This window comes from Syntrophomonas sp. DTU019 (assembly GCA_913757435.1).
In the GTDB taxonomy this organism is placed as follows: domain Bacteria; phylum Bacillota; class Syntrophomonadia; order Syntrophomonadales; family Syntrophomonadaceae; genus DTU019.
This window is the reverse complement of the sequence record CAJYDM010000005.1, coordinates 210506-231738: the sequence shown is the minus strand read 5'-3', so window position 1 is coordinate 231738 and position 21233 is coordinate 210506. Positions and strand designations below refer to the sequence as shown.

At 51.3% G+C, this 21233-nt stretch carries 19 protein-coding genes and 5 tRNA genes; 4 read left to right on the top strand and 20 right to left on the bottom strand.

The window, feature by feature from the left end:
- Positions 1–229: 229 nt before the first annotated feature.
- The 7 genes from AC15IQ_RS13085 to AC15IQ_RS13055 all read right to left on the bottom strand — a co-directional run bounded on the left by AC15IQ_RS13085 (position 230) and on the right by AC15IQ_RS13055 (position 2042).
- On the bottom strand, positions 230–859 hold the full coding sequence (locus AC15IQ_RS13085; RefSeq protein ID WP_483179587.1) for a Fic/DOC family protein: 630 nt from the start codon (positions 857–859) through the stop codon (positions 230–232).
- Positions 859–1053 (bottom strand): hypothetical protein, encoded by a 195-nt coding sequence (locus AC15IQ_RS13080; protein WP_483179585.1) that lies wholly within the window; start codon positions 1051–1053, stop codon positions 859–861. The genes AC15IQ_RS13085 and AC15IQ_RS13080 overlap by 1 nt, the downstream gene beginning before the upstream one ends.
- Before the next feature lie 225 nt (positions 1054–1278).
- Positions 1279–1366 (bottom strand) — tRNA-Leu (locus tag AC15IQ_RS13075).
- Positions 1367–1383: 17 nt separating this feature from the next.
- A tRNA-Cys gene (locus AC15IQ_RS13070) sits at positions 1384–1459 on the bottom strand.
- 345 nt (positions 1460–1804) lie between these two features.
- Positions 1805–1879 (bottom strand) — tRNA-Gly (locus AC15IQ_RS13065).
- Between the two features lie 6 nt (positions 1880–1885).
- A tRNA-Phe gene (locus AC15IQ_RS13060) sits at positions 1886–1961 on the bottom strand.
- A 5-nt stretch (positions 1962–1966) separates the two neighbouring features.
- Positions 1967–2042 (bottom strand) — tRNA-Asp (locus tag AC15IQ_RS13055).
- A 103-nt stretch (positions 2043–2145) separates the two neighbouring features.
- On the opposite strand from AC15IQ_RS13055, the gene AC15IQ_RS13050 reads away from it, so the two are divergent.
- Entirely contained in the window at positions 2146–2688 is a 543-nt protein-coding gene (locus tag AC15IQ_RS13050; RefSeq protein ID WP_483179584.1) for a hypothetical protein, read from the top strand.
- Between the two features lie 10 nt (positions 2689–2698).
- Here the strand turns inward: AC15IQ_RS13050 and AC15IQ_RS13045 are convergent, their stop codons facing one another.
- Both AC15IQ_RS13045 and AC15IQ_RS13040 read right to left on the bottom strand, forming a co-directional pair.
- A complete protein-coding gene (locus AC15IQ_RS13045; RefSeq protein ID WP_483179582.1) occupies positions 2699–3568 on the bottom strand; it encodes an NAD(P)/FAD-dependent oxidoreductase in 870 nt (289 codons plus the stop codon).
- A 174-nt stretch (positions 3569–3742) separates the two neighbouring features.
- On the bottom strand, positions 3743–4429 hold the full coding sequence (locus AC15IQ_RS13040) for a hypothetical protein (protein ID WP_483179581.1): 687 nt from the start codon (positions 4427–4429) through the stop codon (positions 3743–3745).
- Positions 4430–4608: 179 nt separating this feature from the next.
- On the opposite strand from AC15IQ_RS13040, the gene AC15IQ_RS13035 reads away from it, so the two are divergent.
- Entirely contained in the window at positions 4609–5817 is a 1209-nt protein-coding gene (locus tag AC15IQ_RS13035; RefSeq protein WP_483179580.1) for a cofactor-independent phosphoglycerate mutase, read from the top strand.
- A 131-nt stretch (positions 5818–5948) separates the two neighbouring features.
- Here the strand turns inward: AC15IQ_RS13035 and thrC are convergent, their stop codons facing one another.
- The gene (gene thrC / locus AC15IQ_RS13030; RefSeq protein WP_483179626.1) at positions 5949–7439 is read right to left on the bottom strand and encodes a threonine synthase; all 1491 of its coding nucleotides are present in this window, start codon (positions 7437–7439) and stop codon (positions 5949–5951) included.
- Between the two features lie 493 nt (positions 7440–7932).
- Here thrC and AC15IQ_RS13025 point away from each other — a divergent pair, with 493 nt between their 5' ends.
- Positions 7933–8469 carry a DUF2726 domain-containing protein gene (locus AC15IQ_RS13025; protein WP_483179579.1) on the top strand — a complete coding sequence of 179 codons (537 nt, stop codon included), beginning with the start codon at positions 7933–7935 and terminating at the stop codon, positions 8467–8469.
- A 145-nt stretch (positions 8470–8614) separates the two neighbouring features.
- On the opposite strand, the gene AC15IQ_RS13020 is transcribed toward AC15IQ_RS13025, so the two are convergent.
- The 3 genes from AC15IQ_RS13020 to nuoE are packed head-to-tail and all read right to left on the bottom strand — an operon-like array spanning position 8615 to position 12082.
- Complete coding sequence (locus AC15IQ_RS13020) at positions 8615–10339, bottom strand: NADH-dependent [FeFe] hydrogenase, group A6 (RefSeq protein ID WP_483179578.1); 1725 nt, start codon at positions 10337–10339, stop codon at positions 8615–8617.
- 22 nt (positions 10340–10361) lie between these two features.
- Positions 10362–11585: an NADH-quinone oxidoreductase subunit NuoF gene (gene nuoF / locus AC15IQ_RS13015; protein WP_483179577.1), complete on the bottom strand. Its 1224-nt coding sequence runs from the start codon at positions 11583–11585 to the stop codon at positions 10362–10364.
- Positions 11586–11638: 53 nt separating this feature from the next.
- Positions 11639–12082: an NADH-quinone oxidoreductase subunit NuoE gene (nuoE, locus tag AC15IQ_RS13010; RefSeq protein WP_483179576.1), complete on the bottom strand. Its 444-nt coding sequence runs from the start codon at positions 12080–12082 to the stop codon at positions 11639–11641.
- A gap of 267 nt (positions 12083–12349) precedes the next feature.
- Here nuoE and AC15IQ_RS13005 point away from each other — a divergent pair, with 267 nt between their 5' ends.
- Positions 12350–13939 (top strand): aldehyde dehydrogenase family protein, encoded by a 1590-nt coding sequence (locus AC15IQ_RS13005; protein ID WP_483179575.1) that lies wholly within the window; start codon positions 12350–12352, stop codon positions 13937–13939.
- Between the two features lie 127 nt (positions 13940–14066).
- On the opposite strand, the gene folE is transcribed toward AC15IQ_RS13005, so the two are convergent.
- From folE to AC15IQ_RS12970, 7 genes are all read right to left on the bottom strand, one after another.
- On the bottom strand, positions 14067–14642 hold the full coding sequence (folE, locus tag AC15IQ_RS13000) for a GTP cyclohydrolase I FolE (RefSeq protein ID WP_483179574.1): 576 nt from the start codon (positions 14640–14642) through the stop codon (positions 14067–14069).
- Positions 14643–14780: 138 nt separating this feature from the next.
- Complete coding sequence (locus AC15IQ_RS12995; RefSeq protein ID WP_483179573.1) at positions 14781–16448, bottom strand: formate--tetrahydrofolate ligase; 1668 nt, start codon at positions 16446–16448, stop codon at positions 14781–14783.
- A 141-nt stretch (positions 16449–16589) separates the two neighbouring features.
- Entirely contained in the window at positions 16590–17123 is a 534-nt protein-coding gene (locus AC15IQ_RS12990) for a spore maturation protein (protein ID WP_483179624.1), read from the bottom strand.
- 5 nt (positions 17124–17128) lie between these two features.
- On the bottom strand, positions 17129–17719 hold the full coding sequence (locus AC15IQ_RS12985) for a nucleoside recognition domain-containing protein (RefSeq protein ID WP_483179572.1): 591 nt from the start codon (positions 17717–17719) through the stop codon (positions 17129–17131).
- Positions 17720–18253: 534 nt separating this feature from the next.
- Positions 18254–19576 carry a group II intron reverse transcriptase/maturase gene (gene ltrA, locus AC15IQ_RS12980; RefSeq protein ID WP_483177505.1) on the bottom strand — a complete coding sequence of 441 codons (1323 nt, stop codon included), beginning with the start codon at positions 19574–19576 and terminating at the stop codon, positions 18254–18256.
- Positions 19577–20126: 550 nt separating this feature from the next.
- Positions 20127–20570 carry a GerW family sporulation protein gene (gene ytfJ, locus AC15IQ_RS12975; RefSeq protein WP_483179571.1) on the bottom strand — a complete coding sequence of 148 codons (444 nt, stop codon included), beginning with the start codon at positions 20568–20570 and terminating at the stop codon, positions 20127–20129.
- A 2-nt stretch (positions 20571–20572) separates the two neighbouring features.
- Positions 20573–21097: a DUF2953 domain-containing protein gene (locus tag AC15IQ_RS12970; RefSeq protein ID WP_483179570.1), complete on the bottom strand. Its 525-nt coding sequence runs from the start codon at positions 21095–21097 to the stop codon at positions 20573–20575.
- Positions 21098–21233: the final 136 nt, after the last annotated feature.

Sequence of the window (21233 nt, the reverse complement as noted above, 5' to 3'; positions counted from 1 at the left end):
TTGGATAGCGAACCACTGATTGAACTCAAAACAAACCGACTGTTTACCCTGCGTCGGCTATGCAGAAAACAGTAAAACCGAGAGCCTTATGACTCTCGGTTATTTCTGGCTGATAAACCCGTTTTAAAAACCGGCCTGCAAAGCCGGTGTTGGTAATCTAAAGTGGTGCCCGAGACCGGGGTCGAACCGGTACGGCCTTTGGGGCCGCGGGATTTTAAGTCCCGTGCGTCTATGATCTAGAGTGGTGCTTAACAAGAGCTTGCTCAATGCATTGTGCTAATGGGACCAGGTCTCCAGTTACCGTTAGCTTCATTGCATGCAGCATTGACTCAGGTTTAATTAATGACCACTCTATGATGTAACCAGCTTTTAGTGCTAACTGCCGGATAAACTCCCTGATTGTTCTGCCGTTGCCTTCTCTAAAAGGATGAATCATATTCATCTCCGCCATATAATAGGCCATACGCAGAGAATACTCCCGTTTATCCAAGCCTTTTAAATATCTTTCCTTTCTCAGTTCTACCAGGACTCTGGTTAAGTTTTCATGGATATACTGGCTCTTACAGAAAAAGGTGGTTTCTTTCCACATATCTTCCAAACGGTACTTGCCAGCAAAGGGATATATGTCTTGAAAAATATATTCATGGATTCTCTTTAAATGGGTGGGGGAAAAACGGCCTCTAATAGGGTTTTCAAGTTCTAACTCTGATAGCCGCTGCGCTGTTATGTCTCTCTCGAAAGCAGCCAAATGCTTTGCGTTCTTAATCCCTTTTTTATTTATGAGCACTTCAGTGTCTTCATAACAGTAGTCTGATGTCTTCTTTTGTTTCCTGCTGTAGCGCGAGAGTCTATCTCTCATTACTTGCCAAAGTTCCGAGCGTGCCGTTTATGGATGATGGCAACCGCTTCTTCGCGACTAATACTCCCAGTTAAATACTGTTTGGTGGTGGCCTTCGATGCCTTGTTAAGCCTAATCCCCTCAACCGCCATGGTGGCCTCTACGTTGGCTAAAATGCGCTTAACATTACCTCGATCAGGTTTTCTATTAGTCATATGGTCACCTCCCATATTAATTATATCGCGAAATGCGATAAAGGAATAAGCTTAACGATTTGATATTGGCTGACATGGCAATGCTCAGTAACCCCCGAGGCTGTGATGCCGATAGCAGGTGCTGGCCTCCAATAAAGCATGTCAATCATCTCTGAGGTCTTGGCCTTGGCTATGCAGAAAACACTTAGCCGAGAGCCTAATGACTCTCGGTCGTTTTTGCTTAAGTGGTGCCCGAGACCGGGGTCGAACCGGTACGGCCTTTGGGGCCGCGGGATTTTAAGTCCCGTGCGTCTGCCTATTCCGCCACCCGGGCAATTGTTGGCATAAAAATGGAGGGCGGAGCCGGATTCGAACCGGCGCATGATGATTTTGCAGACCATAGCGTTAGCCTCTTCGCCATCCGCCCCCAACTGGCGCATTTCGCGCAGTCATAATTATATCAACTTTGCCGAGTTAATGCAACAGTAAGTGTAGGCCGTTGTTGTCAGTCAGCTGAAATGTCATCCCCTAGCCATTGGGCTACAACATCAAAGAACTTAACATCCTACATATGGTTGCAGGATCTATCCTGGCTAAAGGAAACTTATGAGATAAGCCAACCCCCAATGCAGATAACAGTGGTGGAGGTAAGAAGCATCCCTGATCTGTGGCTTTGTCCTAAATTGATACTGCTTCGTGCGTATAACTTCGGAAGGCTCTCTTTAAGAACCGCCAAAAGAATAAAGCGCCGCGAAAGCAGCGCTTGTTTTCATGGAGCGGAAGAAGAGATTCGAACTCTCGACCCTCGCCTTGGCAAGGCGATGCTCTACCACTGAGCCACTTCCGCATTTGATGGTGCCTCGGGGCGGAATCGAACCACCGACACGCGGATTTTCAGTCCGCTGCTCTACCAGCTGAGCTACCGAGGCTTATATGGCGAAGCCGAAGGGATTTGAACCCTCGATCTCCGGCGTGACAGGCCGGCATGTTAACCGCTACACCACGGCTCCGCAACGAATTTTATTATAGCATCCTCTGTTTTTTTAGTCAACACACCAGTTTTACTATGTGTCTTGGTTTTTTTAGACGCTGGAAATATAAACAGCGGAGTGCATGGCAAACGTTTTCAAAGGCAAGCACCCCGCTTTGGACCTGGCTGAATGGACGTTTTATCCCTGCACTGCCAGGTGTTGGCATCATGAATGCCGCCATGCTGCAGATACTAAAGCCAAAAGAGGTGTTATCATGCCCAGACACAAAGCGGATGTTCACCCCAAGCGGCGCAATACAGCTATGCAGATGGCCAAAGGCGACACCGGGCAAAACCGGCTCAATGATTTTTTCGGTGTATTCACTCAGAGTATAGACAATATGTTATTCGAGTTCGGTCTATTTAAGGATCAGGAAAACAGGCCCGGACCGGCCAAAAAGCCTTTAGAAGGGCAGGAATCTGCTCAGCCGCCTTCAGCAGGCACCGGAACAGAATCAGATGACAGCGGCCCTACTCCAGCAGGCCAATCACTATTTGAATATATCCAGCCACAGGTAGGCAATACCGGTGGGACATCAGTCATTATTCAACGGGCTACCGAAAGCCGACCGGTGTCTGAAGACCGGATGAAGCCAGAAGATTCTAAATCCTCTGATTCAAAATAGACCCTTTATGTTATGGCCGGATCTGTGAAGCCAATAAGCTGGCCTGCAGCCCGGCCACTTGCCCTTCACCGATGGATTTAGCCACCTGATAGGGCTTGCCGGTGCAGTCTCCGGCGGCCAGAACCCCATGCAGATTGGTTTCTTGTTTTCGGTTGACTTTGATGTGGCGGTCATCCATCTCCAATCCTGGCACCAGGCGACTGGGTGCGGTTTCACCGCCCAGTATGAACAAACCATCTAGCGGTATTACCTGGCCATTGGCCATGCGCACTCCGGTCACCTCATCCTGGCCTAGTATTTCCTGCGGCCTTTCTTGCAGAGCTTTGACCCGGGCATCCATAGTTCCTACCTTTTTATATAGCGGCACATAGTACACATTGCGGCAGATCTGCACCATAAAATCAGCCTCGGCCTCACCTTCCTGATCGTGGGAAATCAACATCACGGTTTTATCGCGGTACAAAGGCCCGTCGCAGGTAGCGCAGTATCCCAGGCCTTTGCCCAGGAGTTCCTCTTCCCGGGGCAGGGTGCTCTTATAGGGAACCCCGGTGGCGATGATTATGGTTTTGCTGTTTATGAATTGCTCCTGCAGCATTAGCTGATAGCCCTTACCCAGGTCGGTGATGAGATCGACTTTGCCATTTACGATTTCTATATCCATAGCCTGAGCATGGGCCATGAAACGCTCCAATAATTCAGACCCGCTCACCGCTGGCAGGCCCAGATAATTGTCTATTTTCTGCGCCTTATGCATAGGCGGACTGCACGGGTCGCCTCCGATGACCAGCACCTTTTTGTTGCGAATGGTGGCGTTCACCGCCGCTGACAGCCCGGCAGGGCCGCATCCCAGGATGACCACATCGTAGCCGCTATGTTTCATAATTTCCCTCCTTGCTCAATGGCATTCAACGGTTTCGCTGACTAGCTTGCCATGCTTGGTGGCTTTTCTGCCGACAGTATGCCCTTTAAGCAGGCATACGGTGCGCCAGCTGCTTTGCTAACAGTATGCACTCTAAACGGGTCCTATTACCGATGTGTTATTTATAAGCGAAGTTTAGATCTCATGGGCGATGCGGTTTAAATCATCGATGTCTTTGGCCAGCTCCTTGACCCGGTGGCTTAATATCTGTGTCAGACTGGCTTGCCGGTCGCTGCGCTGCAAGATGGTCTGCGCTTCATCAGCCATCATCTCCAGATCGGCCTTCATGGCCGTTAGCGCGCTGATGGTTTCCTCGCACAACGGCCCGCTGTTCTCGATCTTTTCAAGGGATTGCCGGATATTCTGAATACGCTGGTAAAGTGCGGCATTGTTGATCCTTACCCCATGGCTGTCCATGGCCATCCTTTTTAAGGCGATACCTATCTCAGCCATCCCCACCTGGAAGGTGTTGGCCAGGTTGCGCAGCAAAAAGGCACTATCCCGGCTCAGTGATATGGCGAAGGCACCCAGCAGCAAATCGGGCTGTTCTTCGTCAAATATCGGTGCCGCATATACTTTGATAGGTTCTCCATAATAACTGATGTCCAGTTCCATAGTGACCACCTGTTCAGTGCGTATCGCGGTGCCGGAGGGGCCATGAGCTACGTAGGGCTCCCCCACTTTCACCCCGGGGACCGCATCAGCCGGTGCCTTGAAGATCACTTTCTCCAGGTTGGAGAGATAAAAGGTGTATCCTGGCGGCAGGGCTTGCAGCATACCTTCAACGACTAGCGGATAGGAATCCCAAAATTTGCTGCCCATGATAGCGCCTCCTTCGTTCTATACATATAATTGATTCAAGCTATTTTAATTATACGGGTCATGCCATTATATAGCAATTACAGGACCCGATCGCCAATTATTGAGGGTTGCGGTGGCCATTTTACCATCCTGCCCCGAAGATGCTATACTGTTGCTAGTTGAAAAGAGGAGGAAACCAAATGAAATATCTGCTAATCCTGGCCGACGGCATGGCCGATGACGCCATCCCGGAATTGGGCAACAAGACTCCCTTAGAGTATGCCCAAACACCCAATATGGATTTTTTGGCCAGGACTGCTGCTATAGGCACCGCGCAGACCGTCCCTGAAAACTTCCCGCCCGGCAGTGATGTGGCCAATTTGTCGGTGATGGGATATGACCCCAGGCGCTATTACACCGGACGCAGCCCACTGGAGGCGGTCAGCATGGGAGTCCCCATGGATGATGAGGATCTGGCTCTGCGCTGCAACCTGGTTACGCTTTCCGAAGGCAAGGTTTACGGAGAACGGACCATGGTGGATTACAGTTCCGGGGAGATCACCACTGAAGAGGCGCGGCAGTTGATAGCCTTGCTGCAGAGTAATCTGGGCCGCGAGCAGTTCAGCTTCCATCCCGGGATAAGCTACCGCCACCTGCTGTTGTGGAAGAACGGTGCTCAGCGCAGCATGGATCTCACCCCTCCCCATGACATAACCGGGCGCGTGGTAGGGGATTATCTCCCCCAGGGGGCGGATAGTGCGGTGTTGATGGAACTGATGGAGAAGAGTCTGGCTTTGTTGGAAAACCACCCAATTAATATGGAACGACGCAATCAGAGCAAGAATCCAGCAGTATCGGCATGGTTCTGGGGACAGGGCAGAAGGCCCACTTTGGATAGCTTTGCCGACAAATACGGGTTAAAGGGCTCGGTGGTCGCGGCGGTAGACCTGGTCAAAGGCCTGGGGATATGCGCCGGGCTCAGACCGGTAGCGGTGCCGGGGGCTACCGGCGCAGTGGAGACTAATTTTGCAGGCAAAGCCCGTGCTGCTCTGGATGAACTCTTGAGCGGGCAGGATTTTGTCTATATGCATATTGAATCACCCGATGAGGCTGGACATCAGGGCAATCTCAAGGCCAAAGTGTGGAGCATCGAACAGATCGATAAAGAAGTGGTAGGATTGGTGCGCTCGGAAATGGAGCGCTTCGATGAGCTGCGGGTGATGATCATTCCCGACCATCCTACTCCACTGGCCATTAGAACGCACAGCAGCGGCATGGTGCCGTATATGATATTTGACAAGAACCGTCCGGTCAATGATGGCATCGGGCAGTATACTGAGGCTGCCGCCCGGCAGGGCCGCCACTTCCCGGCAGGCCACGAGATCATGGACTACTTCATCCGCGGGTAACAGCGGTGTGAAAGGGACAGGGACGGGGGAGGGGGATAGGACAGAGGACGGTTCTTTGTCACTTTTAAAAGTGACAAAGAACCGTCCCCGTCCCTATCCCCCGTCCCCCGTCCCTCCGTCACCCGCAGACCTTACAGGTTGAGGAACCGGGCTACAGTGCTCTGCATTTCCTCCGGGCTGGTGTTGGTATCGTGGAGCACGGGGCGCTTATCCAGATCGCGGATACCCGGGGGAACCGCACATCCAGTCCATTCGGAGAGGATGCGGATCAGGCTGAATTCGTCCTGGCCTCGGCGTACGGCTTCGGGGAGTATAGCTTCAGCCACGCTGCTGCCAAACTTGAAAGGACTGGCAGTGGAAACCACTATGGCATTAGCAGCATCCCCGGTTTTTTCCTGATAGCGCCTGTAAACGTGCAATGCCACCGCGGTGTGTGTATCGACCAGATACTGATACTGTTCCCAGGTGTGGCGGATGGCAGCAATGGTCTCTTCATCATTGCCGGAATCCGACCAGAACAGTTCCTGGATTCTATCCCGCACCGCATCCGAAACCTGGTAACGCCCATCTGCGGCCAATTGTTTCATCCAGTCATTCAGCTGCAAAGAATCATGCCCGCTGACTTCTGCCAGCAGCCGCTCCAGATTGGAGGAGATGAGTATATCCATGGACGGGGAGATAGTCTTGTAAAACGGACGGTTGCGGTCATACACCCCACTGTTAATAAAATCGGTCAGAACGTTATTAGCATTGGCAGCGCATATCAGTCGCCCTATCGGCAGGCCCATTTCGCCGGCATAATATGCTGCCAGGATGTTCCCGAAATTGCCTGTAGGCACCACGATGTTGACCTTTTCTCCGTAAGCCAGCAATCCTTTGTGCATGAGATCAGCGTAGGCTGACAGGTAATATACTATCTGCGGCAGCAGCCGCCCCCAGTTGATGGAGTTGGCTGAAGACATTTTTATCCCGCCATCCGCCAGACGAGTTATGAAGCCCTGATTGCTGAAAATGCGCTTGACTCCGTTCTGAGCGTCATCAAAATTGCCTAAAACACCGGCCACGTTTACATTGGCTCCAGTCTGAGTGACCATCTGCAAACGCTGCACTTCGCTGACCCCTTCAGCCGGATAAAAGACCACAATACTAGTCCCGTCAACGTCCTTGAAACCCTCCAGGGCTGCTTTGCCGGTGTCTCCGGAGGTGGCTACCAGGATGGCGATCTGCTTGCTCTCTCCGGTTTTCTTAATGCTGGTGGTCAACAGATAAGGCAATATCTGCAGGGCCATATCCTTGAAAGCACTGGTAGGACCGTGCCAAAGCTCCAGGATGTGCATGCGGGGCGATAATTCTATCAACGGGGCGATCTCCTGATGATCAAAGTTGGTCTGGTTGTAGGCGCCATATACACAGTGAGCTATCTCGTCAGGAGTGAAACCGCCCAGATAGCGCTGCAAAACAGCTTCTGCCCTACCCTGATAAGGCATTTGGGCCCATGTAATGAAATCCTCTGCACGCGCTGAGGGTATGTTTTCAGGTATGTACAGGCCGCCGTCCGGCGCGATGCCGTTTATTATGGCCTGAGCGGCGGACACCTCGGGGCTGTTTCCCCGGCTGCTCATATATTGCACTTAATCCATCTCCTTCTCGCTGCTCCTGGCGGACCGGGCTAGCCGGCTGCTTAACAGGGCCTGTTCTTCATTTTATACTGAAAGCACTCTATATAAAAGCCTGGTGAGAAATGGGTAACAAATAAGGACTGCCCCACTTGTCACACAATTGTCACACAGGCTGGGAAAGGCCGTTTGGCCGCACGACTAACCATGGCCAGCATGGGCAAGGATTCCTCGGTAAATAAAACTTGGGGCACAATAATTCTTAAACAAAAATCTTATTCAGCAACTCATGGCTGTTATCAGTATATAATATAGATATATACTAAGATAATTGGTGCAGGAATAAAACTCCTGCTGACCGATACGACATTCCCCAAAAAACGGTTATCAAAACGGGTTTGGCTTAGGATAAGTAACCGTTCCATTCCTAACAATATAATGACAGAATAACAAGTTATGGAATTATTTTTTTACACATTCTACCCGGGAGGTGTTATTTTTGGCCCAATTCCTAGCTTTATTAATCATAGCTATATTTGCTAAGCTGGCCTGGGATGCTTATCAAGAATACCAGACCAAAAACAAGCGCAATGGCAAGGTCATTGATCTCAGCAACGCCTGGGTTGATGTCAACGATATGCCTTACCGCAAGCGCGATTTTATCCTTAATGCGCGCGAACTGGCAGGTTTTCGTTTGATCTCAGAAACCCTGGATGACCGTTATGTGGTTTTTCCCAAGGTGCGCCTGGCTGACCTTCTGTCCATGCCAGCCGATGCCCCGCGCCGCCAGGAGTATCTGGAGCGGGTTAAAGACCGCCGGGTTGATTTTGTCATCTGTGCCAGTGATAATCTGGCTCCATTGCTGGTGGTGTTTACCATCAGTACCAGCAACAACAAAAAGAAACCAGCCGGCGATCGTTTTACCCTCAGAGCTTTGGAATCCGCCGGGCTGCCCTACACTAGCATGGATGTTGCCAACCTGCCTGGCAGTCAGGATCTGGCAAGAACACTTCAGGAAGCCGGCCTGGCCATATAATGTCACGGGGACGGGGTTGTTGACACACTCAAGAGTGTGTCAACAACCCCGTCCCCGTGACAACGTCCCCGTGACAAGAGGCTGCCCTTCAAAAGGGCAGCCTCTTTGCTATTTAGCAGCCTCTTTGCTACTTAGTATTGATGCTTTACAGGTACTTTTTCTTTTTGTCGTGATAATGGGTGTGCAGTAGTTCATGAGACTTGTGTCCCAACGGCTCATGCAGGAATTCATCGTAGAGCACCTTGACTTCAGGATTCTCATGGGATTTCCTGATGGGCAGTCCTTCGTCCTCCAGGTAAATGGCTTCAATGCGCTCAACGCGTTTCTGATTCCGCTTGGTGATGGGCTGTCCGCCGCCGCCAATGCAGCCGCCCGGGCAGGCCATAACCTCGATGAAGTGGTAGGGTGACTCTCCAGCTCTGACCTGATCCATCAGCTTGCGGGCATTGGAAAGGCTGTGGGCGATAGCCACTTTCACTTCCAGGCCGTTCAGGTCGACAGTGGCCTCCTTGATGCCGTCAAAACCACGGGTCGCAGTGAAGTTAACATCCTCCAGGGTGTTGCCGGTCACTACTTCATAAACCGTTCTTAAAGCCGCTTCCATGACCCCGCCGGAGGCTCCAAAGATAACGGCTGCGCCGGTGTAGGCCCCCATCCAGGAATCGAAGTTTGAAGGAGGCAGTTTGCTGAAATCGATGCCGCTCTGTCTGAACAAACGCCCGATCTCACGGGTGGTTAGGACGATATCCACATCTTTGTAACCGCTGTCTCTCATTTCGGGGCGATCCGCCTCAAACTTCTTGGCCACACAGGGCATGATCGACACACTGAAAATCTTGGCAGGGTTGATATTCATCTTTTCGGCCCAGTAGGTTTTTACCAGGGCGCCAAACATCTGCTGCGGTGATTTGCAGGTGGATAGATGATCTAACAAATCGGGATAGAAGGTTTCACAGAAGTTTATCCATCCCGGGCTGCAGGAGGTGAACATAGGCAGTGTGCCGCCTTCTTTCACCCTCTTTAACAGCTCGTTGCCTTCTTCCAGTATGGTCAGGTCGGCGGTGAAGTTAGTGTGCAAGACATAGTCGAAGCCAATCTGGCGCAACCCGTTCACAAACACATCCATCGGCAGTTCGCCGGTTGCCATGCCAATCTCTTCAGCAATGGCCACTCTGACTGCAGGGGCAATTTGAGTGACCACAATGGTCTCAGGATCAGCCACTGCGGCCAGGAACTGTTCGATATTTTCTATTTCACCGATAGCACCTACCGGGCAGGCATGTATGCACTGACCACACATTACGCACGGGCTGTCGATGAGGTCTTTGCCCAGAGTAGGAACCACCATGGCGTTATTGCCGCGGCCTTCAATCCCCAGGGCATTGACGCTCTGAACCACCGAGCAGGCCTCAATGCAGCGCCGGCATAAGACGCATTTATCAGGATCCCTGAACAATGACGGTGTAGAGGTGTCTTTTTCATAACCGCGGATCATCAATTCAAAAGGATTGTCGCGAATAATCAGTTCCTCAGCCAGGGTCTGCAGTTCGCAGACACCGTTCCTGATACAGTTCAGGCAATCCTGGGGATGGTTGGCCAGGATCAACTCTACTATAGTTTTGCGAGCTTCCAATACCTTGGGGGTGTTGGTTCTAACCACCATGCCTTCGAAGACCGGGGCCGAACAGGCTGCTTGCAGAAGCCTGTTGCCTTCAACTTCGCAAACGCACACCCTGCAGTTGGCTTTTATGGACTGATCAGGGTGATAACACAGAGTTGGAATATGAATACCGACTCGCTGTGCCGCCTGCAGGATGGTTGAGCCTTTGGGAACGGATACATTCATTCCGTTAATTGTGACGTTTACCAATTAGTTTCCCTCCTTTGCTCCCCTACAATAATTTGGCATTATAGTCGGCTTTGAAATGCTTGATAGTACTTAATACCGGAGTCGGTGCCGCCTGGCCCAGGCCACACAGGCAGGAATAGGACATAACCCGGCCCAACTTTTCTAACAAGGCGATGTCATCATTTGCCCCTTCACCCGCTTCGATCTTTTCCATCAATGCTGCGGTGCGCATGGTTCCTTCTCGGCACGGAGCGCATTTCCCGCAGGACTCATGTTCAAAGAATCCGGCAATTCGAGTGACCACGTCCACTATGTCGCGGCTGTCATCCAGAACGAATACTGCGCCGGAACCCAGGGTCGCACCAATCGCGGCCATGGCATCAAAAGCTACCGGCGTGTCCAACTGCGCCTCAGGAATAAATGCACCTGAGGTCCCCCCGATTTGGACCGCTTTGAATTTTCTGTCGCCGGGGATCCCCCCTCCCAGCTTGTAGATGATTTCTCTGATAGTAGTGTTGGTCGGTACTTCGAAGAAGGTTTTGTTATTGATGTCGCCGGTCAAGGTGAAAACTTTGGTTCCGGGATAAGCCGGGGCTCCGATGGCGGCAAACCATTCTGCACCTTTATCAACGATCACGGGGATGTTGGCAAAGGTTTCAACATTGTTGACGATGGTGGGCTTTTGCCACAAACCCTGGGCTGGCGGGAAAGGCGGTTTAAAGCGCGGCTCACCCCTCTTGCCCTCAATGGATTCAATCAAGGCAGTCTCTTCACCGCATACATAAGCTCCAGCTCCCATTCTGACTTCAATGTCAAAATCGCCCAAAACCCCTTTATCTTTCGCCTGGGCGATAGCCTGGTTGAGAACCTCCACTACATAGGGATATTCACCCCGGCAGTAAATATAGCCTTGGTTCGCTCCGATGGCATAGCCGCATATGGCCATCCCTTCAATAAGTGACTGAGGGTCATTCTGCATAATTAAACGGTCTTTGTAGGTTCCGGGTTCACCTTCATCAGCATTGCACACCACATATTTCTGCTCTGCCGGTGCCATGTAAGCAAACTGCCATTTCTGACCGCAATTAAATCCAGCCCCTCCACGCCCCCTCAAACCAGATTGCTTTATCTCTTCTATTAAGCCTTTCTGATCCATGCCGCGAGCCTTCTCTAATGCTTTATATCCACCCAGAGCAATATAGGAGTCTATATTGAGCGGGTCGATTTTGCCGTAGTTACGCAATACGATGCGCAGTTCTTCGGCCATCGTATGACCTCCTTTCTGAGGTATGTTATTAATCATGAATGGCGGACGCGCCTCTATCTATATTCCGCCAGAATTGCAGCAATCTGAGCCGGAGATACGCCTGCATAAGGCTTGCCGTTGATAGTTATCACAGGCGTGGACTGGCATTGGCCGACACACTCGGTATACTCTAAGGTGAACTTGCCATCAGATGTGGTTTCGCCCATAATGATGCCAAGTTCCCTTTCTAAAGCCGCAATAACTTCAGCTGCCCCTGCTATGTGACAGGGAGCGCTTTCACAAATGCGTATAATATTCTTCCCTCTGGGCTCTACGGACAAGTAAGAGTAAAAGGTTGCTACTCCATAGGCTTCGGCTACCGGCATATTGAAGATCTTGGCCGCTTCAACTATCACCTCTTCGGGCAGATAGCTCAGCTCTTTCTGTACAGCATGGTAAGCTTCGATGATTCCCCCCGGAACATCCTTGTATTTAGCAATAATACCCTGGTAATCCATTCGCATTCCTCCTTTCCCCTAAATTAAGCCTTAACCTAAAACAGGCTCACTTATATAAAAATACCTGATGGGGGCAAGATAATAAAAAGCTGAGGAAGGTTGTTTGTCTTGATTTAGGGCAATTTTTATTAAATTTCTTTGTATTAGTTTGTTTGTGTCATCCTTCCTTCGCCTTAGTCATTAATGCTCTGATTTCTTTGTTAAAATGGCATTTGTAATGCCTGCATCAATGTGCATACAAATTCCCCTAATTTTCGAGGTATTTTTATGTTAGTTGTATCTAATTTTGACATGCGAACCGTGCCTGAGAATTACCGTATCACACCGGTCAATGATGGTTTGGATTACCTGATCGATGGCCAGGTATTTACCTGGAGAGGCCCCAATTCACCGGTTTACTCCCCTATCGGTAAGAGTTCCCTTAAAAATGATGGGGTTTACCTGGGGTCGGTTGGTGAGCTCACTCAAGATGAGGCCATAAGGGCTTTGCGTTCAGCCCGGAAAGCTTATGGGAACGGTGCCGGAGGATGGCCATTGATGACCACAGCCCAGCGCATCTCCACTCTGGAGTGTTTCCTGGAGATGCTCCGTGAAATGGAGGAACCCTTTATTCGCATGGAGATGTGGGAAATCGCCAAACCTCACCCAGCCTGCCGGGATGAGTTCGAGCGCACCGTCAAATATATTCAGGCGTCGATCTCCTTTTTGGAGGATAACCTCGATTCATCAGCACGGCTCAGCCGCATCAATAACTATGTTTCCATTCTACGCCGCACGCCTTTGGGTGTGGTCCTGTGCATGGGGCCTTTCAATTATCCCTTGAATGAGACCTTTGCCATGCTCATCCCGGCTCTGTTGATGGGTAATACTGCGGTAGTAAAACCTCCCCGCTTCGGCTCTTTGTGCACTATGATGCTGCTCGATGCCTTTGCAGCCGCTTTTCCTCCGGGGGTAGTGAATGTAATCAATGGTGACGGGGAAACCATAATCGACCCCTTAATGGCCTCGGGCGAAGTTGACACGCTGGCATTTATTGGTTCTACTTCAGTGGCTAGTCACCTCATCTCCCTGCATCCCGCCCCCAATCGCCTCACCACTGTATTGGGACTAGAGGCTAAGAATCCGGCTTTTGTTTTTGCCGATGCCGATCTGAAACTGGCCTCAGATGAGTGCCTGGCCGGGGCTATGGAGTACAACGGACAGCGCTGCACGGCTATCAAGCAGGTATGGGTGCATAAGCAGGTGGCTGAGAAATTCGTACAGCTCATCAGCGATAAAGCCGATGGTATCCATTGCGGCATGCCCTGGGAAGAGGACGTAGTGATAACCCCGTTGCCCGCAGAGGACCGGGTGGAGTGGCTGCAGGGGCTGGTCGAAGATGCGACGACGCAGGGTGCTGCAGTGAGCAACCAGCGCAGCGGTTCAGGGGAAGGTACGATGTGGTATCCGACTATACTGTACCCAGTAGATCTGGAGATGAAGATCTCCCAGGTGGAACAGTTCGGGCCAGTTTTGCCGATCGGGGTATTTACAGATCAAGATGAGCTTATAAAATATATGCAAGATTGCAGATATGGTCAACAGGCCAGCGTTTTCAGCCAGAATCCAGAGACCTGTGCTCAGTTTATAGATGTGTTAAGCAATATGGTGGCTAGAATCAATTTAAATGCGCAGTGCCGCCGCAGTCCCGACGAATTACCGTTCACCGGGCGCAAGGATTCGGCCGAGGGTACCCTGTCGGTGGGAGAAGCCCTGAAAACCTTCTCTCTGCCCTCACTGGTCACAGCCAATCCCAACGGTCAGGCCTTGTTCTGGGATCTATTCAAAAGTAATCGATCTCAGTTCATGCGGATTTAGTGGGGTCAAAGGTTTTACGCACCAAAAAGGCTCCAAAATTCAGCTAATAACTGAAACTTGAGCCTTGATATACCGGACACACCGGTATGCGTCGTTTCTGGATAGACCGGAACCGTGTAACATTGCCCTAATCGTTGAGGATCAGGGTCAATAGTTCATTACGGGTCTGGGCGCGGGTCTCGAAAAGTCCGCGCACTGCTGAGGTTACCGTCAGGGCCCCCGGTTTGCGGATACCACGCATGGTCATGCACATGTGTTCGGCTTGAATGACCACCGCCACCCCAAACGGTTGGACGGTGTCGTAGATGCAATCAGCAATCTGTGAAGTGAGCCGTTCCTGCAGTTGCGGGCGCCGGGCATAGGCCTCCGCCACCCGGGCCAATTTGCTTATGCCGACTACCCTCCCGCCTTTGGGAATGTAAGCTACGTGGGCTTTGCCGTAGAAGGGCAGAAGATGGTGCTCACACATGGAATACAAGGGAATGTCCTTGACTAAGACCAGTTCATCATGATACTCGGTGAAAGAAACCTTCAGAAACTCGCGAGGATCCTGATCACACCCGGCAAAAATCTCCTCATACATGCGCGCCACTCGCTTGGGGGTATCGATCAAACCTTCACGCTGCGGGTCTTCCCCTACTGCTTCTAATAACATCAATATGGCTCGCTCGATTTTTTCCTTATCGATCGGTTTGCGCTCCATTATTCAAACCCTCCTGTTTTTGGGACGTTTCAGGTACATGCGGGTACAGAGAGACGGTTCGACGGTTCTGTCGTCCCCAATTTTCGAACCCAACAAAAAGAACGTCCCTCTGTTGGCCCTGTTGGCCCTGTTGGCCTTTTAGAACAAACCTACGATCTCGCCGTTGGCCTTGATGTCGATGTTGTCTGCAGCCGGGGTCTTACCCAGACCGGGCATGGTCATTATATTGCCGGCAATGGCCACTATGAAGCCTGCCCCGGCAGAGAGGCGCACTTCGCGGACATTGACATCGAATCCCTGTGGCCGCCCTTTTAGATCAGCATTATCAGATAACGAATATTGGGTTTTGGCTATGCAAATGGGCAGTTCTCCATATCCCAATTGTTCGAGGGTCTTTATGACCCGATCAGCTTCACCGCTGTAGGTAACTCCATCAGCACCATAGATTTCCTGGCAGATAGTTTTGATTTTCTCCTTTACCGGGAGCTGTAAGGGGTACAGGAAGCGGAAGTCGCTGCCGCCTTCAGCCGCGGCGATCACCTTGTGAGCCAGTTCTTCGCCGCCGGCTCCGCCATCGGCCCAGACCCTGGAAAGCGCGCATTCTACACCCATGCTCCGGCAGCAATCGATCACATAATCGATCTCTTCCCTGGTATCAGTTGGAAATTCGTTCAGAGCCACTACCGGGGTCACCCCGTATTTTTTAACGTTTTCCAGTTGTTTCTTCAGGTTGGCATAACCGGTCTTTAAGGCCTCCAGATTAGGCCTGGACAGGTCTGCTTTGGCCACTCCGCCATGGTTTTTAAGTGCTCTTACGGTGGCGACCACTACCACTGCATCGGGTGTCATCGCCCCGTAGCGGCATACTATATCGAAGAATTTTTCAGCTCCCAGATCTGCACCGAAACCGGCTTCGGTAATCATGTAATCACCCAGTTTCAAGCCCAGGCGGGTGGCGATAATGCTGTTGGCACCGTGGGCTATGTTGGCGAACGGTCCGCCGTGTATGAATGCCGGAGTGCCCTCTAAAGTCTGCACCAAATTGGGCTTAATGGCATCCTTCATCAACAGCGTCATGGAGCCGGCAGCTTTTAGATCATCAGCGGTGACCGGTTGTCCATCGTAGGTATAAGCCACCACGATGCGTTTGAAGCGTTCCTTAAGGTCCATGAGATCGGTGGCCAGGCACAATGCCGCCATAACCTCTGAAGCCACACTGATATCGAACCCTGATTCCCGTGGCACTCCATTTATTTTTCCGCCCAATCCCAGCACGATGTTGCGCAGGGCGCGCTCATTCAGATCCATTGCTCGGCGCAAAACTACCTGGCGCGGGTCGATGCCTAGAGCATTGCCCTGGTGCAGGTGGTTGTCCAGCATAGCCGCAAGCAGATTATGGGCGGTGGTCACAGCGTGAATGTCGCCGGTAAAATGCAGATTGATGTCCTCCATGGGAACCACCTGGCTGTACCCTCCCCCGGCGGCCCCGCCCTTGATGCCGAAACTCGGACCTAGCGAAGGTTCTCGGAGGCCGATGATAGCCTTCTTGCCAATTCTATTCAGAGCCTGTCCCAGCCCAACCGTAGTAGTGGTTTTGCCCTCCCCGGCCGGGGTGGGGGTGATAGCGGTGACCAGGACTAATTTTCCTGAAGGTCGGTCTTTGAGGCGCTCCCACACCGGCAAAGCTACTTTGGCTTTGTATTTGCCGAATAGTTCAATGTCGTCATCATAGAGACCGAGTGACGCGGCAACATCAACTATGGGCCTCATCTGTGTTTCTTGGGCTATTTCAATATCGCTTTTCAAGGTGGTCCCTCCATCATGCAAATTTTGCGTCAATATGTATGATTTTATCATAATTTGGCACAGAAACCATGCCTGGCCAAAGATATTCTATTCAGATACCTGGCCCTCTATATAAGGCGAGGAACTGAACTATTTCTTAGTTTAACCAAAAACGCGATGGCATAAGTAGAGGGCGGCCAGAAAACCGGTAATATCAGCACTGAGCCCGGTCAAAACCGAATAGCGATAGCGGGTAATCCCGATGGAGCCGAAGTAAACGGTGAGCACGAAGAAGGTGGTGTCAGTAGTGCCTTGCATCACTGAGGCCAGGCGGCCGATGAAAGAATCCGGCCCGTGAACCCGCATAATTTCTGTGGCCATACCCAAAACCCCACTGCCGGAAAGCGGGCGCATGACCGCCAAAGGGATAATCTCGGCAGGCGCGCTGATCAGCTCGGTGATAGGCTTGATCAGGTTGGCAAAGACCAGCATGGCACCGGAAGCCCTAAAAACTGAAATGGCCACCATCATTCCCACCAAAAAAGGGATAATCCGGATTGCGGTGTGAAAGCCTTCCTCAGCACCTTCCACAAACTTCTCGTACACCGGAACCTTTTTGATGAAGCCATATAATGGGATGCTGAGTAGCAAGAATGGTATGGCCCATTGCGATATAGTGTTTAATGCGTTGACCAGCACGGCTATCTCCTCCGCCGGCGGTTGCGCCGCCGGAATAGGTAATCCAGGGTCACCGCTACCGTCATGGAGGTTGCAGTGGCCAGAATACAGGGACCAACGATCTCTGTGGGATTGGCGGAATTAAATGAAGCTCTCACCCCAATAATAGTGGCCGGCAAGAGGGTTATGCAGGAGGTATTCAAAGCCAGAAAAGTACACATGGCTTCAGAAGCCACCCCCGGCCTGGGGTTGATTTCCTGCAGCCCCTGCATGGCTTTCATGCCGAAGGGTGTGGCGGCGTTGCCAAGACCCAGTACGTTGGCGGACAAATTTAAGATGATCGCACCCATAGCAGGGTGATTGGGAGGCACAGTGGGAAATAGGCGAACCATCAGCGGTCTCAGCATACGACCCAAGACCCTAATCAGGCCGCCAGACTCGGCTATTTTCATAATACCCAGCCACAACGCCATCACGCCCACCAAATTGATGCACACCTCTACCGCATCATGGGCAGCCTGCAACGCTGCTTTGGTGACCACCTCGATATTGCCATGCCAGGCCGCCACCACAATGCCCGAGGCCAAAAGGACCAACCATATAAGATTTAGCACGGACATCCCCCTTAAAGCCTTCTAAAGAAGGGTTATGTCCAGCTGTAGAAAAATAGAACGAATCCCAGGAAGGATGCCTCGCGCACGAGAAGATACTGTTTCAGGAGGTTGAACAGGTTCCCGGCGGCAGGGCTACAGTATGGAGGCCATAGGTGGGGCATCTATAAACTGCAATGCGGTTTTCGCATGGTCTGATATCATTGCTACAGAAGATGGAGCAGATAATACTTGCCCGCGTGACACCCGCGTATCATAGAAAGAAAGCATATATAAAACCATACCCGCATATTCAAATGACACAGACAAAGGGTCCCCGCGTGACACAGATAAAATGACACAGTGAAAGTCGAGTAGGCAGGGCCTCTCGCCAGATGATTAAGGTTAGGTTGAGCCTACTCGGTTTCTGCCCCTTTCGGTTGGCAGTGTCTCACTAGCTCAACCGTACTTAATTTCCATACGATTGTACCCTTACCCCTCACAGAACCGTACGTGCGCTATTAACGCATACGGCTCTTCGTATTATCATTTGCCTTCTCAGCTAGAGATTTCCCACCTCATGTCAAATATGTTTACAGCTATCTTTGGCCTTGGTAGTGGGTACTTTCTTAGCATTTTCTGGAATTTGTCCCATCCAAAACTCTTCCTCTGACTTCGTCGGTTTAGCCACTTGAATAGGAGTCTCTCTATCTGTTCCTTGTACCGATAGAGCGCGTCGCTGTTATCCGTCACTGCATAGTACTGATAGTAGCCCTGCAGCTTCCTCTTCAGCACCTCCATAATATCCGGCACCGGAATGTGTCGATGTGACTTTATCCATTCCTTTGCCTTGGCTACACTAATTTTGAATTTCTTGCGACAGGTTTTCCGCTTTACACGAAATTTACCATGCCTGCTCTTTCCGCAATAGTGTGTGAAACCTAGAAAGTCGAAAGTCCCGGGTTTGGGCAGCCCGTTTGCTTTAGCCTCTGCCTCCGCCTTCTTTCCGAATGCTATGATCTGGCTTTTGTCAGCGGCCAGCTCGAGGTTGAATTTCGCCAGTCTCTTCTCTAGTGCGACGTAGAATCTTCGGGCGTCTTCCTCAAATTCAAAACAGCATACAAAGTCGTCTGCGTACCTTACCATATGGGCCGAACCACGGCAATGCTTTCGCACTACTTTCTGAAACCATAGATCCAATACATAGTGTAAGTACACATTTGCCAGTATTGGTGATATTACCCCGCCCTGGGGAGTTCCCTCGGGGGTATCATATCTTACCCCGGCTTCTATCACCCCTGCTCTGAGGAATCGGTAGATGAGTCGTAGCATGTTCGTGTCTGCTATGCGTTCCTTTAGAAATTCCATTACCCATTTGTGATCCACATGGTCAAAGAATCCCTTGATGTCAGCGTCCACGATGTAGTTTACTCGATGATCCTCTATGAGCTTGTTAAGGTGCTTTAATGCATCGTGCGCACTCCGCTTGGGTCGAAATCCATAGGAGAAACCCATGAAGTCCTGTTCATAGATGGCGTTTAGTATCTGTGCTGCTACTGCCTGTACAAGTTTGTCTTCATAGGCGGGTATTCCGAGCGGACGCGTTTTGTCTGTTCCTGGCTTGGGGATGCGAACCCGCCTGACCTCTTGCGGTTTGTAGGCTTGTTTCTTCATTCTTGACACCAGGTTTTTGATGTTTTCTTCCAGGTTTTCGCCGTAGTCTTTTCTGGTTACCCCATCCACTCCTGGTGCTTTTCGTGCTGCCATCTGGTTATGTGCAGCACTTAGCGTATCCTCGTTGATGAGATGGATTAGGGTCATGAATTTGTACTTGGGATTTTCTCTTGCTCGTTCGGCTATCCTTGCCAGTTGCGTTTCCACTGTCTTCTCCTCTCCAGTAGGACAATGTTTCCTTGACTAAGGGCTATAATACGTTGCCGCCTTTCCTCCCCAGGCATTACCCTGTTCATCAGTACTATGCAGCAATCCGACTCCCTGACAGACTTTTGGCTCCCTTGCTTTGTATTGCTTGTCGGCCATACTCCCCTGCGGAAGAACTGTCAGGGTCTCCCGAGTTACCGTGACTTAACAATGTGTAACGTGCCAAGGTCTCTGACCCCGGAGGAGCCTCAGCGTTCTCGCCCTATCGACCGCTGAGGTGTTGCCTTCTGCTGGACGTACGGCATCGGCCTCCTCATCCACACACATTTCGGGGCTCATTCCCTTCAGCCTCTGGCTTTCGGCCCATTACCTCGCCTGCCTACGCTTAAACGCTTCTGTTGCCAGTTGCGCTCCAAGGCTGGCTACGAGTGGTTGGCTAGTCCTTTCTCGGTGGGCTTCTCACCCACTATATGTCACGACCTTGCTCGGTCGCTCACATCCCCGCGTGTCCCCGCGTGTCATTCGTTTCCTGTGTCATTTTAGTCGGTTATTATTGTATGGGGTTAGTCGGTTGTTGCTCAGAGCCGCGGTTCTGGAAAGCATTCTGGATTTTGTCCACGAACTGCGGCAGAAGGTCCAGGGCCCTCTCGGCTACGTGATTGCCGTTAGTGGAGAGCAGTCTGACGTCATTGGCGCGTACTACTAAAAAGCCAATAGGCTTTACGGACACTCCGGCACCGCTGCCCCCTGCGAATGGCTTGTCGCCTTGCTGCCCGCCTTCCACCTCATAATCGCCACCACCTGCCGCGAATCCGCAGGCCACCTGCGAAATAGGAATAATCACGCTGCCATCATTGGCCTCTACGGCATCGCCTACCACGGTATTGACGTCCACCATCTCTTTGATGCTCTGCATGGCAGTCTTCATTAAGCCTTCGATAGGATGGCTCTGGTCGCCAGAGCGCTGTTGCTGCTGCTGATACCCTTCGTCCATTTTTATTCTCCCTTCGCTTTAAACCTCATCCAATTGACTATATAGATATAATGCACCAGGCGTATTTTGAATATGCAGTCCAGCTGCGATGTGCAGCGCCAGGCGCAGAAATCTGGGTTGACTTCCAGCTTGCAGGCCCTGATCACACTGAAGCGGTTAAGATGACTGACAGCGGCTCCCTTGAGTCCCCATAAGGCTCCGCTGCCGACTGCGGTGAGCATGGCATCATCCAGGCCCAGCCAGGTTCGCCATATCACTTTCTGCACCCCCAGTTGCTTGAGGAATTGGCGCACTAAGAATTTCTTGGCCTGTGTTGAATTGCCTGAACCCATTTTTAGCAAGGCCTGACCGAGTTGATCGGCCTGCAGACGTTGACTATTGTTAAATCGGCGCAGTTTGGATTTCGTTTCTATTTCGAGGGAAAGCGGCTGGGCCTCAAAGGTGACCCGCAGCGTGATCGTGTAAGGAAGCTGCGCGAACGCGGCCAACCCGGCTACAACCACCACTATGATAATGGCATACCACATCGTGATCTCCGTTTTACCATATTATTACCGGGTTGGGACACTTTATGCAATTTAGCCAGGAACGGCCTGCAAAAGCTGTGCGCTAGAACCAGACGCAATTAGGGTATTTATTCAATTTAGCCAGCTGGCACGCAAA

Excerpts from the sequence above, each read along its gene's own strand:
- AC15IQ_RS13085 (WP_483179587.1), bottom strand. The coding sequence starts at position 859 with ATGAGAGATAGACTCTCGCGCTACAGCAGGAAACAAAAGAAGACATCA.
- AC15IQ_RS13080 (WP_483179585.1), bottom strand. The coding sequence starts at position 1,053 with ATGACTAATAGAAAACCTGATCGAGGTAATGTTAAGCGCATTTTAGCC.
- AC15IQ_RS13050 (WP_483179584.1), top strand. The coding sequence starts at position 2,146 with ATGGCAAACGTTTTCAAAGGCAAGCACCCCGCTTTGGACCTGGCTGAA.
- AC15IQ_RS13045 (WP_483179582.1), bottom strand. The coding sequence starts at position 3,568 with ATGAAACATAGCGGCTACGATGTGGTCATCCTGGGATGCGGCCCTGCC.
- AC15IQ_RS13040 (WP_483179581.1), bottom strand. The coding sequence starts at position 4,429 with ATGGGCAGCAAATTTTGGGATTCCTATCCGCTAGTCGTTGAAGGTATG.
- AC15IQ_RS13035 (WP_483179580.1), top strand. The coding sequence starts at position 4,609 with ATGAAATATCTGCTAATCCTGGCCGACGGCATGGCCGATGACGCCATC.
- thrC (WP_483179626.1), bottom strand. The coding sequence starts at position 7,439 with ATGAGCAGCCGGGGAAACAGCCCCGAGGTGTCCGCCGCTCAGGCCATA.
- nuoF (WP_483179577.1), bottom strand. The coding sequence starts at position 11,585 with ATGGCCGAAGAACTGCGCATCGTATTGCGTAACTACGGCAAAATCGAC.
- nuoE (WP_483179576.1), bottom strand. The coding sequence starts at position 12,082 with ATGGATTACCAGGGTATTATTGCTAAATACAAGGATGTTCCGGGGGGA.
- AC15IQ_RS13005 (WP_483179575.1), top strand. The coding sequence starts at position 12,350 with ATGTTAGTTGTATCTAATTTTGACATGCGAACCGTGCCTGAGAATTAC.
- folE (WP_483179574.1), bottom strand. The coding sequence starts at position 14,642 with ATGGAGCGCAAACCGATCGATAAGGAAAAAATCGAGCGAGCCATATTG.
- ytfJ (WP_483179571.1), bottom strand. The coding sequence starts at position 20,570 with ATGGACGAAGGGTATCAGCAGCAGCAACAGCGCTCTGGCGACCAGAGC.
- AC15IQ_RS12970 (WP_483179570.1), bottom strand. The coding sequence starts at position 21,097 with ATGTGGTATGCCATTATCATAGTGGTGGTTGTAGCCGGGTTGGCCGCG.